The sequence below is a fragment of the Vreelandella boliviensis LC1 genome (genome assembly GCF_000236035.1).
In the GTDB taxonomy this organism is placed as follows: domain Bacteria; phylum Pseudomonadota; class Gammaproteobacteria; order Pseudomonadales; family Halomonadaceae; genus Vreelandella; species Vreelandella boliviensis.
This window is the reverse complement of sequence record NZ_JH393257.1, coordinates 1,662,107-1,677,457: the sequence shown is the minus strand read 5'-3', so window position 1 is coordinate 1,677,457 and position 15,351 is coordinate 1,662,107. Positions and strand designations below refer to the sequence as shown.

At 57.0% G+C, this 15,351-nt stretch carries 13 protein-coding genes; 6 read left to right on the top strand and 7 right to left on the bottom strand.

Annotated features, from left to right (window positions below; genetic code table 11):
* Positions 1-277 precede the first annotated feature (277 nt).
* From KUC_RS07480 to KUC_RS07470, 3 genes are read left to right on the top strand one after another with little or no spacing between them, the layout of a single operon-like run.
* Entirely contained in the window at positions 278-1,030 is a 753-nt protein-coding gene (locus tag KUC_RS07480; protein WP_040479837.1) for a 5-oxoprolinase subunit PxpA, read from the top strand.
* 11 nt (positions 1,031-1,041) lie between these two features.
* On the top strand, positions 1,042-1,746 hold the full coding sequence (pxpB, locus tag KUC_RS07475; RefSeq protein WP_040480379.1) for a 5-oxoprolinase subunit PxpB: 705 nt from the start codon (positions 1,042-1,044) through the stop codon (positions 1,744-1,746).
* Positions 1,743-2,693, top strand: coding sequence for a 5-oxoprolinase subunit C family protein (locus KUC_RS07470; RefSeq protein WP_007112554.1), 951 nt, complete (start codon positions 1,743-1,745; stop codon positions 2,691-2,693). The genes pxpB and KUC_RS07470 overlap by 4 nt, the downstream gene beginning before the upstream one ends.
* Here KUC_RS07470 and KUC_RS07465 read toward each other — a convergent pair.
* The 7 genes from KUC_RS07465 to KUC_RS07435 all read right to left on the bottom strand — a co-directional run bounded on the left by KUC_RS07465 (position 2,676) and on the right by KUC_RS07435 (position 13,017).
* Positions 2,676-4,166 carry a sodium:solute symporter family protein gene (locus tag KUC_RS07465; RefSeq protein ID WP_007112553.1) on the bottom strand — a complete coding sequence of 497 codons (1,491 nt, stop codon included), beginning with the start codon at positions 4,164-4,166 and terminating at the stop codon, positions 2,676-2,678. The genes KUC_RS07470 and KUC_RS07465 overlap by 18 nt on opposite strands.
* Positions 4,159-4,347, bottom strand: a complete 189-nt coding sequence (locus KUC_RS07460) for a hypothetical protein (protein ID WP_040479835.1) — start codon at positions 4,345-4,347, stop codon at positions 4,159-4,161. Before KUC_RS07460 ends, KUC_RS07465 begins: the two co-directional genes overlap by 8 nt.
* 303 nt (positions 4,348-4,650) lie before the next feature.
* Positions 4,651-6,804 (bottom strand): catalase/peroxidase HPI, encoded by a 2,154-nt coding sequence (gene katG / locus KUC_RS07455; protein ID WP_040479832.1) that lies wholly within the window; start codon positions 6,802-6,804, stop codon positions 4,651-4,653.
* Between the two features lie 247 nt (positions 6,805-7,051).
* Complete coding sequence (locus KUC_RS07450; RefSeq protein ID WP_007112549.1) at positions 7,052-8,050, bottom strand: aldo/keto reductase; 999 nt, start codon at positions 8,048-8,050, stop codon at positions 7,052-7,054.
* Positions 8,051-8,077: 27 nt separating this feature from the next.
* Positions 8,078-9,844: an ABC transporter transmembrane domain-containing protein gene (locus KUC_RS07445; protein WP_007112548.1), complete on the bottom strand. Its 1,767-nt coding sequence runs from the start codon at positions 9,842-9,844 to the stop codon at positions 8,078-8,080.
* Between the two features lie 142 nt (positions 9,845-9,986).
* On the bottom strand, positions 9,987-11,429 hold the full coding sequence (locus KUC_RS07440) for an NAD(P)(+) transhydrogenase (Re/Si-specific) subunit beta (protein WP_007112547.1): 1,443 nt from the start codon (positions 11,427-11,429) through the stop codon (positions 9,987-9,989).
* A gap of 16 nt (positions 11,430-11,445) precedes the next feature.
* Positions 11,446-13,017, bottom strand: coding sequence for a Re/Si-specific NAD(P)(+) transhydrogenase subunit alpha (locus tag KUC_RS07435; protein ID WP_007112546.1), 1,572 nt, complete (start codon positions 13,015-13,017; stop codon positions 11,446-11,448).
* Between the two features lie 395 nt (positions 13,018-13,412).
* Here KUC_RS07435 and pqqA point away from each other — a divergent pair, with 395 nt between their 5' ends.
* From pqqA to pqqC, 3 genes are all read left to right on the top strand, one after another.
* Positions 13,413-13,484 carry a pyrroloquinoline quinone precursor peptide PqqA gene (gene pqqA / locus KUC_RS20205; RefSeq protein WP_009722990.1) on the top strand — a complete coding sequence of 24 codons (72 nt, stop codon included), beginning with the start codon at positions 13,413-13,415 and terminating at the stop codon, positions 13,482-13,484.
* Positions 13,485-13,562: 78 nt separating this feature from the next.
* Positions 13,563-14,486, top strand: coding sequence for a pyrroloquinoline quinone biosynthesis protein PqqB (pqqB, locus tag KUC_RS07430; protein ID WP_007112545.1), 924 nt, complete (start codon positions 13,563-13,565; stop codon positions 14,484-14,486).
* 69 nt (positions 14,487-14,555) lie between these two features.
* Complete coding sequence (pqqC, locus tag KUC_RS07425; protein ID WP_007112544.1) at positions 14,556-15,344, top strand: pyrroloquinoline-quinone synthase PqqC; 789 nt, start codon at positions 14,556-14,558, stop codon at positions 15,342-15,344.
* The last annotated feature ends 7 nt before the right edge of the window (positions 15,345-15,351 follow it).

Genomic DNA, 15,351 nt, shown 5'->3' with positions numbered 1-15,351 from the left:
AACCTGGAACTCGTATCAATCCGATGAACCATGGCATAGATTTAATCACATACCATCATGCGACATTGAGGCCATCCCCAGCAGTGCCCCCTAACCAACGCTGTTATCACGCCGACTAGTAAAGTGATAAGTGCGTCGTGTCCAGCCGTCAACAGACCCTAGTGATTATTTCCCCAAACGATTGGCATTGGACGAGCCCTGTTTATATATTGAGGGTGGATTACACTTCAGCGTTAGCCAAGTAACAATATCAACCGCATCAACGTTAGGAGCCGCTATGGCCATCCCCCTGCTTAATTGCGATATGGGCGAAAGTTTTGGTAACTGGACCATCGGCCTGGATGCCGAGGCGATGCCCTATGTCGATTGCGCCAATATCGCCTGCGGCTTCCATGCCTCTGACCCCCATGTGATGCGCCGTACCGTCAAGCTAGCCGTACAAAATGGCGTTCGCATTGGCGCGCATCCTGGTTACCCGGATTTGATGGGCTTTGGGCGGCGCTCCATGGCCTGTTCACCGGAAGAAGCGGAGGATATGGTGCTTTATCAAGTGGGGGCGTTAGCGGGCATATGCCAAGCGGAAGGTACCCAGCTGAGCTACATCAAACCTCACGGTGCGCTGTACAACGACATGGCCGCCAACCCGGCGCTGCTCGAAGGCGTCATGCGCGCGGTGCGTGCTTACGATTCCAGCCTGCCGCTGATGATTATGTCCACCGCCGATCCTGAGCCACACCGTGAGTTAGCCGCCAAGTTGGGCATTACCCTGTGGTTCGAGACCTTTGCTGACCGCGCCTATGACGCCAACGGCCACCTGGCCTCACGTCGCCTGCCCAATGCCGTTCACCACGACCAGAACACTATCGTCAATCAAGCGGTGATGTTAGCCAAAGGCGAGCCGCTCACCGCGCTTGATGGCACATCGCTACAGTTAGCCTGCGACACGCTGTGTGTCCACGGCGACAACCCTGAATCCGTGGCTGCCGTTCGCGCTATCCGCGAGGCCTTTCAGGCGTTGGAGCAAGCGTGAAACTCAATAGTATTGAAATACGCATTGAAACCACCGCCATGGATGCCCTGATGGTGCGCCTGTTCGACGCCATCGACGAAGCCAATATGGCCTGGGTCATCGCCGCCGACCAAGCGCTGCGTAAGGCATTTGATGCGGCACTAATTGACTTGGTGCCCTCTTACACCACGCTGTTAGTGCATTACGACTGCCAGCAGTTAACCCATAGCGAGGCTATTCAACTTATCCACAAGGCGCTTTCAGGCCTTACCCCTGTGGATACTCAAGCCGGTGAGCTGCACGACATCCCGGTGTGGTACGACGAAAGCGTGGGGCCTGAGTTGCCCCTGGTCGCCAAACGCGCTGGTTTAAGCGTCAAAGAGCTTATCGAGCAGCACTGCAACCACGACTACTGCGTGTTCGCACTGGGTTTTGCCCCGGGCTACGGCTTTATGGGCTTAGTGGATGAAGCGTTGGCTACGCCGCGCTTGAAAACGCCGCGCCGCAAGGTGGCAGCAGGTAGCGTGGGCATTGCTGATCGTCAAACCGCCATTTACCCGCTGCTCTCGCCGGGCGGCTGGAATATTTTGGGCCGTACCAACGTGCCGCTGTTCGAGCATGCCAAGCGAGGCGAGCCGCTGTTCCGCCCCGGCGACAAGGTGCGTTTTAGAGCCATCTCCCGGGCGGAATTTGAGGCGGATGGTGGCGATACCACGCCCATGGAGGAGCGCCCATGAGCCAAATCGCTACGCATCAAACGCAAAAAGGCATGGTGGTTAAACAAGCAGGTCCACTGGCACTGATTCAAGATGTCGGACGCTTTGGCGTCGGCCATTTAGGCGTTACCCAGGGCGGTGCCGCCGACTGGATCGCGTTCCGCTGGGCCAACTGGTTGCTGGGTAATGCGTTAAACAGCGCCGCGCTGGAAATCGTCATGGGCGGCGGCTTAAGCTTTGAAACCGAACACGAGGTGCGCCTGGCGCTGACTGGTGCGGATCTAGACGCACATCTGGATGGCAAGCCGCTCGCTCCCAACGTCAGCTTTAAGCTACTGCCCGGCCAGCGCTTGGTGTTTCGTCAACCGCGCCACGGCCTGCGCGCCTACCTTGCCTTTCCCGGCGGGTTGAATGCGCCAGAAGTGCTCGGCAGTCGCGCCTGCACTGCCCGCGAGCAAATCGGTGGCCTACATGAAGATGGTAAGCCCTTAAAAGTGGGCGACCGTTTAACCTGGAAAGGCACCGCCCCTGCGCTACGCCGTATTCCTGAAGGCCAGGGCCCACTTATGCCCACCTCGGGCTGCCGCTTGCCTATCGTTCTCGGCTCACAAATCGCCTCGTTTAACGGTCGCGCGCTATTCCAAGCGTTCAACCACCCCTGGAAAGTAGACAACCGCGCCGACCGCATGGGCGTGCGGCTCACCGGTCCTGCGCTACACGGCTCACTCACGGGCATTATTTCCGAAGGCATTCCGCTGGGGGCGGTGCAGGTACCGCCGGACGGCCAGCCCATCGTGCTGATGAACGACCGCCAAACCATTGGCGGCTACCCACGCCTAGGCGCCCTCACTCCGATGGCCTGCGCCACGCTTTCCCAATGCCTGCCCGGTACCGAGGTGTGGCTTACGCCGGTCAGCGCCAGCCAGGCGCAGGAGGACTATCGTAAGCAGTTAACGGTTTGGTGTTAAAGGGCGGCGCTTTTTGCTCAGCTCTTCTGTGATGGCGGTAAAGAAAGCATCCGTGGTGGCTTGATGGGGTTTGGTCACGAGACTTACGCCAACAAACAGCACACTCGCCACCACAATGCCCCATACGCCAGCAGGCAGGCCCAGCAGCGAGTTACCAGTGGCATACATCAACAGTACAAAGGCGCTAGTGCCCACCACGCTCGCCAGTGCACCGGCGGCCGTGCCGCGCTTCCAATAGAAGGCACCGATTAGCGCGGGCACCATGGCGACTAGGCCCGACGATGCAGCCACTGACAGCACCGCAATCAGGTTAAGCTGCAGTTCGGCGAAGGCTAACGCCATTAGTGCAATTACCGGCACCACAAATTTACCCACCAGCAGTTGGCGCTTTTCACTAACGTTAGGTTTGACGTTGGCATACACATCACGGGAGACCATGGAGGCCAGGGTCAGCATGATCGAGTCAATGGTGGACACGGCTGCGGCCATAATGCCGACCATCACGATGACGCCTAGTACGGGTGGGACAAACTCTGAGGCCAGCAGCGTTGGTGTCGCTAAATCCGCGCCCTCAAGACCGGGAAAAGCGACCAGGGCAGAGAAGCCCCACAGCACGGAGACCAGGGTGTAAATAAAGCCAAACACCAAAAAACCAATCAGCATGTGGCGCATTGAGCGAAGCGAAGAGGGCATAAACAAGCGCTGGCTGACTTGCGGATTAGACAGGCTAAAGAAGAACCAAGGAATGGTGAGACCCAGGAAAGTGACAAAGCTGAATAGCCCCGGGCCAGGCACCGTGAGCGACTGGGAGTGCTCTGTTGCAAGCGAATCGAACAGCGCGCCGAAACCACCCAAGCCCTGAATAACCAAGAGAGCCACCAGCGTTGAGGCGACGATCATCATGATGGCCTGAAGGGAGTCGGTCCACATCACCGAACGAATCCCGGCGATATAAGAGAAGAAGATCGCGATCACCGTGGCTAGCACCACCCCGGTGGTAAAGGTAATCGCCCCATCGGTAATGCCTTGCAGCAGGTAACCCACGCCAGCGAGCTGAACGGCCGAGTAGGGAATCAGGAAGATGCAGCTGGCAATTGAGACAGCCATGGCAACATGCTTGCTGTTATAGCGATGGCCCAGCATTTCACTAGGGGTCACAAAGCCAAACTTCTTGCCCACTGCCCAAAACTTGGGCCCAAAGATAGCCACTAAAGAAACACCGGCAAAATAGATAATTTCAAAGCCTAGCGCGCCAACGCCTCCGGCATAGGTAAGGCCTGCCAAACCCACCATCATAAAAGCACTGTAGGTAGTGGCACTGTAACTCAGTGCAGAGACAAAGCCGTTCATTTGTCGGTTGCCCAGAAAGTAACCCGACATGCTCTCGGCAGGGCCTTGGCGCGATAGAATGGCAATGCCTATAGCGACCAATAAGTAGATAGCAATGGACCACCAAATTAGCGATTCAGTCATCGCTGTGTTCCTTAAAATCTTTGGTGATAAACACGTTCAGAGCAATGATGACTAACCCGGCACATGCCCAAAACAGAAAGCTGCCGTACCATTGCGACACCTGGCTCAAAAAGGTGTAAGGCACCACATAGCAAAGCAAGACAACTGCCCATACTAGCCATATCCATTTACTGCGTTTCATAAAGCGTCTCGTATTGTTACGGCAAAATAACTAGGAGCCTGTCCGGCTTGGCCGATCGTCGCGAGAAGCACGGATCTTGAGCCAAATTTATCGATCGATTGAGGCGAATAGCGCGCTATTTAACGAAATCGATCGAATAAAGTTGGCCAAAATACCGGGATTCGCAGTAGATCAGTATTAAGTCGGACAGGCTCCTAGGGAGCCTCTGATTAACGTTCCTTCCTGAGTTGAGCATATAAACACGCAATAAAAAACCCGCATCCCAGGATGCGGGTTATTTGCTAGAACTAACGTGCTTAGTGCTTACGCGATGTCAAAGCGATCCGCATTCATCACTTTCGTCCAGGCGGCGACGAAGTCTTTAACGAACTTCTCGTCGTTGTCGTCCTGGGCGTAGACTTCTGCGTAGGAGCGCAGCAGCGAGTTGGAACCGAACACCAGATCAACGCGGGTAGCCGTCCACTTAACGGCGTCGGTTTGACGGTCGCGGATTTCATAGGCATTTTTGCCCACTGGCTTCCAGCTGTTACCCATGTCGGTTAGGTTGACGAAGAAGTCGTTGGTCAACTGGCCTTCACGGTCGGTGAACACGCCGTGTTTAGTGCCACCGTAGTTGGTGCCCAGCACCCGCATGCCACCAAGCAGCACGACCATTTCCGGCCCTGTCAGCCCCATTAGTTGAGCGCGATCTAGCAGCAGCTCTTCGGGCTTCACGACGTAGTCTTTCTTCTGCCAGTTGCGGAAACCATCCGCCAGCGGTTCTAGCGGCTCGAACGATTCGCCGTCGGTCATTTCGGCAGAGGCATCGCCACGCCCTTTCAGGAAAGGTACGCGAACGTCATAGCCTGCCGCTTTGGCGGCTTTCTCAATGGCTAAGCTACCGGCCAACACGATCACGTCGGCAAGGCTGGCGCCAGTATCGGCAGAGATCTGCTCGTATACCGCTAATACGCTTGAAAGGCGAGCAGGCTCGTTGCCTTCCCAATCCTTCTGGGGGGCCAAGCGGATGCGGGCACCGTTGGCACCGCCGCGCATATCGGAACCACGGTAGGTACGTGCGCTGTCCCAGGCAGTGCTGACCATATCGCTGATGCTCAGACCGGCTTCGGCGATTTTCTGCTTAACCACCTCTTCGCTGTAATCAGTGCTGCCAGCTGGGATGGGGTCCTGCCAGATCAGGTCTTCAGCGGGCGCTTCCGGGCCGATGTAACGCGCTTTCGGGCCTAGGTCACGGTGGGTCAGTTTGAACCAGGCCTTGGCGAACGTTTGCTTGAAGTACTCCGGATCCGCCATGAATTTTTCACAAATAGCGCGGTAGGTTGGATCCATCTTCATGGCCATATCCGCATCCGTCATGATCGGATTGTGGCGGATAGAGGGGTCGCTGGCATCAACCGGCTTGTCCTCTTCTTTGATGTTCACCGGCTCCCACTGGTGAGCGCCCGCGGGGCTCTTGCGCAGTTCCCACTCATAGCCGAACAGCAGGTCAAAATAGCCCATGTCGAACTGGGTCGGGTTGGTGGTCCAGGCGCCTTCAATGCCAGAGGTCACGGCATTGCTCGCCTTGCCACTCATGGTGGGGTTGCCCCAGCCAAAGCCCTGGTTTTCCACGTCTGAGGCTTCAGGTTCAGCAGCAAGAGCGGCTGCGTCGCCGTTGCCGTGACACTTACCTACGGTGTGGCCACCGGCGGTGAGCGCGGCGGTCTCTTCGTCGTTCATCGCCATTCGGGCGAAGGTTTCGCGCACTTGCTGGCCCGTTTTCAGCGGGTCGGGCACACCGTTAACACCTTCAGGGTTAACGTAGATAAGGCCCATCTGCACGGCGGCGAGCGGGTTTTCCATGGTTTCCGGGTTTTCAACATCGCCATAGCGCTCGTCAGAAGGCGCCAACCACTCTTTCTCATCACCCCAGTAGATGTCTTTTTCCGGGGCCCAGATATCTTCGCGGCCAAATGAGAAACCATAAGCCGGTAGCCCCATGGATTCGTAGGCGACAGTACCGGCCAGAATCATCAGATCGGCCCAGCTAATCTTGTTGCCATACTTTTTCTTGATCGGCCACAGCAGACGACGCGCCTTATCAAGACTAACGTTATCCGGCCAGGAGTTGAGGGGGGCGAAACGCTGGCTACCGGTACCGCCGCCACCGCGGCCGTCTGATAAGCGGTAGGTACCCGCGGAGTGCCACGCCATACGGATCATTAGACCGCCATAGTGGCCCCAGTCGGCTGGCCACCAGGACTGGCTGTCGGTCATCAGCGCGTGGACGTCTTGCTTGAGCGCGTCAAAGTCGAGCTTTCTGACCTCTTCCCGATAGTCAAAATCTGCATCCATCGGGTTTGTTTTGCGGTCATGCTGGTGCAAGATATCCAGGTTAATCCCTTCCGGCCACCAGTCTTTATTCGACGTGCCCGTGGAGGTATTACCACCGTGCATTACTGGACATTTACCACTCATAGCTCTCTCCCTCTAACTCTATTTTGTGCTAGTTGCTTTTGTCTTGGTTGCGTTCATCTTAGCAGTGACCAAGCAGTCAAACGGTGAGCGCCCTCACGATATTTTCGTTATTCTGCAGGTTACGCAGAAGAAAGAACGCTTCACTTACTTGGTACTGTTTTAAAGCAGAAGTGTCATAGGCACAATTTGCTTTTAGCGACCGACCTAATAGTTTTTATATATCGTCAGCCTGATAGCGCTACAGCGGTTAAAATTCTTCCGTGTCGACATCCGCTTGCTGAGCTTCGCTGTAGCGTGCGCCTGCCACTTGGTCTGGGGTCATCATGGCATTCAACTGAGATAGGGTGGTGACATCAAGGTGCAGCGTTTCCGCGGCTAGGTTTTCGCGCATATGATCAGGCGAGCGAGTGCCGGGAATGGGGATAATATTCTTTCCTTGAGCTTTCAGCCACGCCAGCGCCAGTTGCCCTGGCGTGACGTTTAAAGCCTGTGCTAACGCCGCCAGGCGGGCAAATAGCGCTAGGTTGTGGGGATAGTTCTCGACGCTAAAGCGCGGCATATTGCGGCGCATATCGCCCTCTTCAAGACGCGTTGGATCCTGAATGGCACCGGTTAAGAAGCCTCGCCCCAATGGACTAAACGCTACCAGAGCAACATCCAATTCTCGACACGCGTGAATCAACGCAATTTCAGGATTGCGCGTCCACAGCGAGTACTCTGACTGCACCGCCGCGATAGGGTACTCTACCACCGCGCGGCGCAGCGAAGACGCGGAAACTTCAGACAGCCCAACGCCGCCAACCTTGCCCTCTTCCACTAAGCGCCCCAACGCTCCCACGCTCTCTTCAATGGGGACTTGGCGATCCAAGCGGTGCAGGTAGTAGAGATCTAAATGGTCGGTGCGCAGACGCGCAAGGCTCGCTTCGCACTGTTTGCGCAGGGTTTGCGGGCGGCCGTCGATTACCCGCTTGCCCGACTCTGTATCCATCGCCATACCGCATTTACTGGCCAGAAAGAGCTGGTGGCGCTTGCCCTCCAGGGCCCGCCCGACCACTTTCTCATTGGCTGTGGCACCATACAGGGTCGCGGTGTCGAAGTGGCGATAGCCCATATCGAAGGCCTCATCCAGCGCCCTTAGAGCCGCGCTTTCCGGCACGATGCTGCCGTAACCGTGGGATAGGTTCATACAGCCCAGGCCAATCGAAGGGGCATTAACAGCGTTCAGGCGTTGGAAAAAATTCGACATAGAAACTCCCGTCTTAAAAGATCCGTTTTATAACGTTTCACCGCCAAACTGCAACGCGGCTAAATGACGATAAAGCGGGCTGGTGGTGATTAATTCATCGTGGGTGCCCGCTGCCATTAGCTTTCCACCATCGAGCACTAACAAACGGTCAGCGGCGATAACCGTAGCCAGCCGATGGGCGATCACGATGCTGGTGCGCCCCACCATCAACCTGTCCAGCGCCTGCTGCACTAGGCGCTCGCTCTCGGCATCCAGGGCGCTGGTGGCTTCATCAAGCAATAGCACCGCGGGATTTTTGAGCAATGCCCTGGCAATAGCCAGCCGTTGACGCTGGCCACCAGAAAGCTGCACGCCACCGGGGCCGAGGGGCGTATCAAAGCCTTGAGGGAGCGCGTCGATAAACTCCAGGGCGCTGGCATCCTGGGCGGCAATGCGCAATCTATCGATATCAGCCTCGGGGTTTCCGTAGCGCAGATTTTCGGCCACCGAGCCGCTAAACAGCACCGGCTCTTGGGCCACTAGGCCCATCGCACCGCGCAAGGCAGCAAGATCCAAGCTGCGAATATCGCTACCATCAAGCGTGATACGCCCCTGAATAGGATCATAAAAGCGCAGCAACAGTGCGAGCAGCGTGCTTTTACCTGCCCCCGAAGGCCCCACCACCGCTACCCGCTCTCCTGGTTGGATATGCAGATCAAACCCTTCAAGCGCTGCGGTTTCCCGGCCAGGGTAGGTAAAGCTGACGCTCTCCAGGGTAATCTCACCCCGTAAAGGTTGCGGTAGGCTATACGGCTCCATGGGCGAGTGAATAACAGGCGGGGTATCGAGTAGCTCCAATAAACGCTCCGCTGCACCCGCTGCGCGCTGCACATCCCCCGCGACTTCAGCGAGTGTCGCTATAGCGCCCGCTGCCAGCACGGCGTAGAAAATAAACGCCGATAGCTCACCGGCGCTCATGGTGCCCGCGAGTACCGCCTGCCCGCCCTGCCATAGCATTAAGCCAACGGCGGTGAACACCACCAGCATGGCAATACCGGTTAGCCAGGCGCGCTGCTGGGTGCGCTCGATGGCGCTGCCAAACGCCTGCTCCACGCGTTGACCGTAGTGGGTTTTATCCACCGCCTCATGGGTAAACGCTTGAATCGTTTTAATACCGCTTAGCGCCTCTTCAGCATAGCGGCCAAGCTCCGCTACGCGATCCTGACTGGTGCGGGAGAGCCGCCGCACCCGTCGGCCATACCATACGATGGGCAGCAGGGTCGCGGGGATACCAATCAGCACCATCGCCGAGAGCCACGGCTGGGTCACCAGCATTAGCACCACGGCACCCACCAGCATGACCAGATTGCGCAGCGCCAGCGACACTGAAGAGCCAAACAGGCTCTGCAAGACGCTAGTGTCCGCGGTTAGCCGAGAAGCGATTTCCCCGGCCGCGCGACCGTCGCTGGCGCTTTCAAAAAAGCTCGGTTCCAGTGTTAATAAGTGGTCGAACACGCGCTGGCGCAGGTCAGCAGCCAAGCGCTCGCCAATCCAGGTGACCTGGTAGTAGCGCAACGCGGAGGCCAGCGCCAGCACCGTGACCACTACCAGCATCAAACCCAGCATTTGCGCCAGCGCTTGCTCATCCGCCGCCAAAAATCCGCGGTCGATGACCAAGCGCAGTCCGTTGCCCAGCAGCAGCACGCTTCCAGAGGCCAATAGTAGTGCCAGGCCAGCAAGCGCTAAACGACTGCGGTAGGGGCGCAGTAGACCCAGCAGGCGTAGCAGCACACGGGGATTGGGGCGTTGATTCATAGCAGAAAGTGCTCAATAAAAGAGGCGGTAGCTGACCATAGCAGGAGTACTTAAAGCATGCAGCTAGGGATGTATAAGCCGCGACAAAAAAGCCCGCGAATAATCGCGGGCTCAGTCGTGCGGCTAGCTATAGCGCATTAGCCTAATCAATCAACGGCAGCAGCGTATTTAAGCTATCCCGGGCATCGCCGTAGAACATGCGCGTGTTATCTTTGAAGAACAACGGGTTCTCGATACCCGAGTAGCCGGTGCCCTGGCCGCGTTTACTAACAAACACCTGCTTGGCCTCCCATACCTTCAACACCGGCATACCGGCGATGGGGCTATTGGGGTCTTCCTCGGCCGCAGGGTTCACGATGTCGTTGGAGCCAATCACGATGACCACGTCGGTTGTAGGGAAGTCGTCGTTGATTTCGTCCATTTCCAGCACGATGTCGTAAGGCACCTTGGCCTCGGCCAGCAGTACGTTCATATGACCTGGCAAACGGCCGGCAACCGGGTGAATACCAAAGCGTACGGTTTTGCCCGCTGCGCGCAGCTTACGCACCAAGTCGCTCACCGCACTTTGCGCCTGAGCCACCGCCATGCCGTAGCCCGGCACGATAATCACGCTATCAGCATCGTTCAGCGCGCTTGCCACACCGCCTGCGTCGATGGCCACCTGCTCGCCTTCGATCTCCGCCGCAGGCCCTTGGCTGCCGCCAAAGCCGCCCAAGATCACGTTAACGAAGTTGCGGTTCATCGCCTTACACATGATGTAAGAGAGAATCGCCCCCGATGAACCCACCAACGCACCGGTCACAATCAACAGATCGTTGGAAAGCGTGAAGCCGATGGCCGCCGCCGCCCAGCCGGAGTAGCTGTTGAGCATCGACACCACCACCGGCATATCCGCACCACCAATGCCCATGATCAGGTGGTAACCGATAAACAACGACAGCGCTGCGAGCACAATCAGTGTCCAGAAGCCCGCGCCATTGAGGTACAAAATGGCTAACACTAGCGAAAGCACCGCCGCTCCGGCGTTAAGCATATGCCCGCCGGGCAGTTGGCGTGGTTTACCGTCTACTTTACCGGCCAGCTTACCGAACGCCACCACCGAACCAGTGAAGGTCACTGCACCGATAAAGATAGCGAACACGACTTCAATCTGCAGAAACGTGAGCTCGTCAGGTGCCTTGGTGGCGACCAGTGCGGCAAACGCAGAAAACTCCTGCATAACGCCATCGGCCGCTTGTGCCGCCAGTACCCGGCGGCGCTCTAAATCCGCGCTCCAGGCGACAAACACCGCGGCCAAGCCGACAAAACTGTGCAATGCTGCCACTAGCTGGGGCATTTCGGTCATTTCGACCTTGCCCGCTACGTAAACGCCGATGCCAGCACCAATCACCATCATCGGAATTAACCACCAGTAGCCGCCAATACCCGGCCCTAAGGCGGTAAAAAACACTGCCAGCGCCATACCCACAATGCCGTACCATACGGCCCGCTTGGCTTTTTCTTGGTTACTCAAGCCGCCTAGCGACAGAATAAACAGTACGCTTGCCGCGATCGCCGCGGCAGATACGAATCCTTGACCTAACATATCGTCTCTCCGCCGCTTAGGATTTTTGGAACATGGCCAGCATCCGGCGTGTCACCAGGAAGCCACCCACGATATTGATTGATGCGATAAGCACCGAGATCGCCGCCAGCACGCCTACCACGGCGCTGCCGGAGCCAATCTGCAGAATCGCCCCCAAAATAATGATGCCCGAAATCGCGTTGGTCACCGCCATCAGCGGTGTATGCAGCGAGTGGCTGACGTTCCAGATCACCTGGAAGCCGATAAAGCAGGCCAAAACAAAGACAATAAAGTGCTGCATAAACGACACCGGAGCCACTTGCCCCAACAGCAGCATCAGCGCGCCACCGACGGCCAATAAGCCCGCTTGGCGTTTTGTTTGCGCTTTGAAGGTGGCCAGCTCAGCGGCTTTTTTCTCCTCTGGCGTGGGCGCCTTCTCTTTCTTCTTCGGCTTAGCGGCAGCAATCGCTTTTACTTTGGGCGGCGGTGGCGGGAAGGTTATTTCGCCAGCGTGTGTCACCGTGGCGCCACGAATCACATCGTCGTCCATATTGTGATTGATCACGCCCTCTTTCTCGGGGGTGAGATCGGTCAGCATATGGCGAATATTGGTGGCGTAAAGTAGCGACGCCTGGGTGGCCATGCGCGAAGGGAAATCGGTGTAGCCGATTACTACTACCCCGTTCTCGCTTACTACCCGCTCATCGGGCTTGGTCAGATCGCAGTTGCCGCCCTTCTCGGCCGACAAATCGATAACCACCGAACCAGGCTTCATCGCCGCGACCATGTCTTCCAGCCACAGCTTGGGCGCGGGACGGCCAGGAATCAGCGCCGTGGTAATGACGATATCCACATCGGCTGCCTGCTCGCGGAAGCACTCAAGCTGTTTCTCGCGGAACTCTGGGCTTGAGGGCGAAGCGTAGCCACCGCTTTCAGAGCCATCCTGGCTATCTTCGAAATCGAGGAACAGGAACTCGGCACCCATGGACTCGATCTGCTCAGAAACCTCAGGGCGCACGTCAAAGGCACGCACCACGGCGCCCAGGCTAGTGGCGGTACCAATCGCCGCCAACCCCGCCACACCGGCGCCAATGACTAGCACTTTAGCGGGTGGCACTTTACCGGCTGCCGTTACCTGACCGGTAAAGAAGCGGCCAAAGTTGTTGCCCGCTTCAATGACCGCCCGGTAGCCGGCGATGTTGGCCATGGAGGAGAGCGCGTCCATCTTCTGCGCGCGCGAAATACGCGGCACCATATCCATAGCGATAACGGTGGCGCCCTGGGCTTTGCACTTCTCCAGCAGCGCTTCGTTTTGCGCTGGCCAGAAGAAGGCAATCAAGGTTTGGCCTTTGCGCAGCCGCTCTGCCTCTTCATCAGAGGGCTCGCGGACTTTAATCACCACCTCAGCGTCGTTCCAGAGCGCTTCCGCTCCTTCCACCACGGTAACGCCCGCCTCACGATAAGTGTCGTCATTAAAGCCCGCCGCCAGGCCAGCGCCGGTTTCTACTAAGCACTCGTGGCCTAGCTTCTGAATCTGCTTAGCGCTCTCGGGGGTTAGCGCGACACGCGCTTCCCCCCGGGCACTCTCTTTCGGTGCACCTATTTTCACTCGCGTTCTCCTTTATTTATTTCCTGCTGCTTTTACCTTCCTGCAGCGCCGCAACACAGAGATTGGGCACTGCCCATTTTCGACGTTAGTCATAACATCTTTTAGCAGTCTAGGATCTAACGGGGTGGCTGCCAGATACTATTCAACCTTTGATTCAACTGGGTTGTTTAACTACAACATGGGCTGATTGAGGCTTCAAGCCCCACCAAAAGAGCGAGAAAACTACTTCCAAAGTACCGCAGGCAGTTGGCTCTACCAGTGATTAACTGAAGAAGCGGGCACGGCAATAACGCTTAACCGCTAACAGTGCCCGCACCAACATGTGTAGTAACACTTGTAACGACAGTTGCGACACCACTCACAACAACATGCTTAACAACGCAGGAGAGTTCCTTATGTGGACGAAACCGACATATCAAGATATGCGCCTTGGTTTTGAAGTAACGCTGTATATCTCTACCCGCTAAGTCGCAGCCCCTGTCTAAATCAACTCGCTCGTACTAGGCAGGGGCTTTCACCGCAGCACCAACGTAGGAGGCCAGCCTATGCAGATTTTAGTTCTTGGGGCTGCCGCAGGTGGCGGTTTTCCTCAGTGGAATTGCAACTGCCCGAACTGCTTCCACGCTCGCCAAGGCAGCGGCGACCATCAACCACGTACTCAGTCATCCATTGCGTTAAGCGTTGATGGCAAACAGTGGCTGCTATGCAACGCCTCCCCTGACATTCGCGCCCAGCTCAACGCCAACCCGGAATTATGGCCTAACGAACTGCGTGGCAGCGGTATACGTGGCGTACTGCTGGTGGATGCCCAGATCGACCACGTCACCGGGCTACTTTCCCTAAGAGAGGGCTGCCCACTGGATGTATGGTGCACGCCCAATGTACATAACGATTTATCTACTGGGTTTCCACTGTTCCCGATGTTGGAGCACTGGGGCGGGCTGCGCTGGCAGCCGGTTGGCTTGGAAGATCATCAGGATGTTGTCGAGTTTTCGATTCCCTTCCTGCCGGATATCGCGCTTACCGCCTTTGCGCTACACAGCAATGCCCCGCCCTATTCACCACGGCGCGGAGCTACTTCCTGTGGCGATAATTTAGGGCTGCATATTGTCGACCGCCGCAGCGGTAAGTCGTTGTGCTACGCCCCAGGGCTTGGCAACCCCACGCCACTGGCCATGCGCTTCTTACACGCCGCCGATGTGGTGATGGTGGACGGCACCCTATGGGAAGACGACGAAATGCAGGCACTAGGCGTTGGCACTTCGACAGGCCAACAGATGGGCCACCTAGCGCTCAATGGCAATGGCGGCATGTGTGAGCTACTTAACGAACTACCCAGCAGCACGCGGCGCATTTTGATTCATATCAACAACACCAACCCGATTTTAGACCGCACCAGCGCGGCGGCTAAAACACTTCAGGACGCAGGCATCGAAACAGCTTACGACGGTATGAAGCTCACGCTATAGCCCTATCGCCAATAGCACTTGTGTTCACAGAACCTGTGCTTAGCAACAATAACAAGTAGGAGATTGATCATGGCACTAACAGCGATAACGCCCTGCGCTTCTGACGCCCCGCTCAATCGGGAGGCGTTCCGTGAGGCGCTGATGAATAAAGGCCAGTACTACCACCTTAACCACCCCTTTCAGCAGGCGATGGCCAACGGCGAACTTAGCCGGGAACAACTGCAGGGCTGGGTGGCTAACCGCTTTTACTACCAGATGATGATTCCCCAAAAAGACGCCGCGCTACTGGCCAACTGTCCGGATGCTGCCACCCGCAGGCGATGGGTGCAGCGCCTGCTTGACCACGATGGCTATGCCGGAGATGAAGGCGGGGTTGAAGCCTGGCTGGCCCTCGGTGAAGCCGTGGGATTACACCGTCATACGCTGCTTTCCCAGGAGCGCGTGTTACCCGGCGTGCGCTTTGCGGTGGATGCCTACCGCCACTTTGTAGCCCGCGCGCCCTGGCAGGAAGCAGCGATCTCATCGCTTACCGAGCTGTTTGCCCCGCTTGCCCACCAAAACCGCCTGGATACCTGGCCCCTACACTACCCGTGGATTAACGAGCAGGGCTATCGCTACTTTCGTAAGCGCCTCAGCGAAGCCCGTCGAGACGTCGAGCACGGCTTGGAAATCGCCTTAAGCGTGTGTACGACGGTGGCGCTGCAGCAACGTGCACTGAACATCCTGCAATTCAAGCTTGATGTGCTGTGGAGCATGTTGGATGCCATGACCATGGCCTATCAGTTAGGCCGTCCGCCTTACCACACTGTTACCCATGAAGCGGTGTATCACCGTGGGCTTGAGCACTCACTTTACTAGACTTTTA

Bases quoted from the DNA above. Each gene is read 5' to 3' on its own strand.
- KUC_RS07480 (WP_040479837.1), top strand. From the start codon at position 278: ATGGCCATCCCCCTGCTTAATTGCGATATGGGCGAAAGTTTTGGTAAC.
- KUC_RS07470 (WP_007112554.1), top strand. From the start codon at position 1,743: ATGAGCCAAATCGCTACGCATCAAACGCAAAAAGGCATGGTGGTTAAA.
- KUC_RS07465 (WP_007112553.1), bottom strand. From the start codon at position 4,166: ATGACTGAATCGCTAATTTGGTGGTCCATTGCTATCTACTTATTGGTC.
- KUC_RS07460 (WP_040479835.1), bottom strand. From the start codon at position 4,347: ATGAAACGCAGTAAATGGATATGGCTAGTATGGGCAGTTGTCTTGCTT.
- katG (WP_040479832.1), bottom strand. From the start codon at position 6,804: ATGAGTGGTAAATGTCCAGTAATGCACGGTGGTAATACCTCCACGGGC.
- KUC_RS07450 (WP_007112549.1), bottom strand. From the start codon at position 8,050: ATGTCGAATTTTTTCCAACGCCTGAACGCTGTTAATGCCCCTTCGATT.
- KUC_RS07445 (WP_007112548.1), bottom strand. From the start codon at position 9,844: ATGAATCAACGCCCCAATCCCCGTGTGCTGCTACGCCTGCTGGGTCTA.
- KUC_RS07440 (WP_007112547.1), bottom strand. From the start codon at position 11,429: ATGTTAGGTCAAGGATTCGTATCTGCCGCGGCGATCGCGGCAAGCGTA.
- pqqB (WP_007112545.1), top strand. From the start codon at position 13,563: ATGCAGATTTTAGTTCTTGGGGCTGCCGCAGGTGGCGGTTTTCCTCAG.
- pqqC (WP_007112544.1), top strand. From the start codon at position 14,556: ATGGCACTAACAGCGATAACGCCCTGCGCTTCTGACGCCCCGCTCAAT.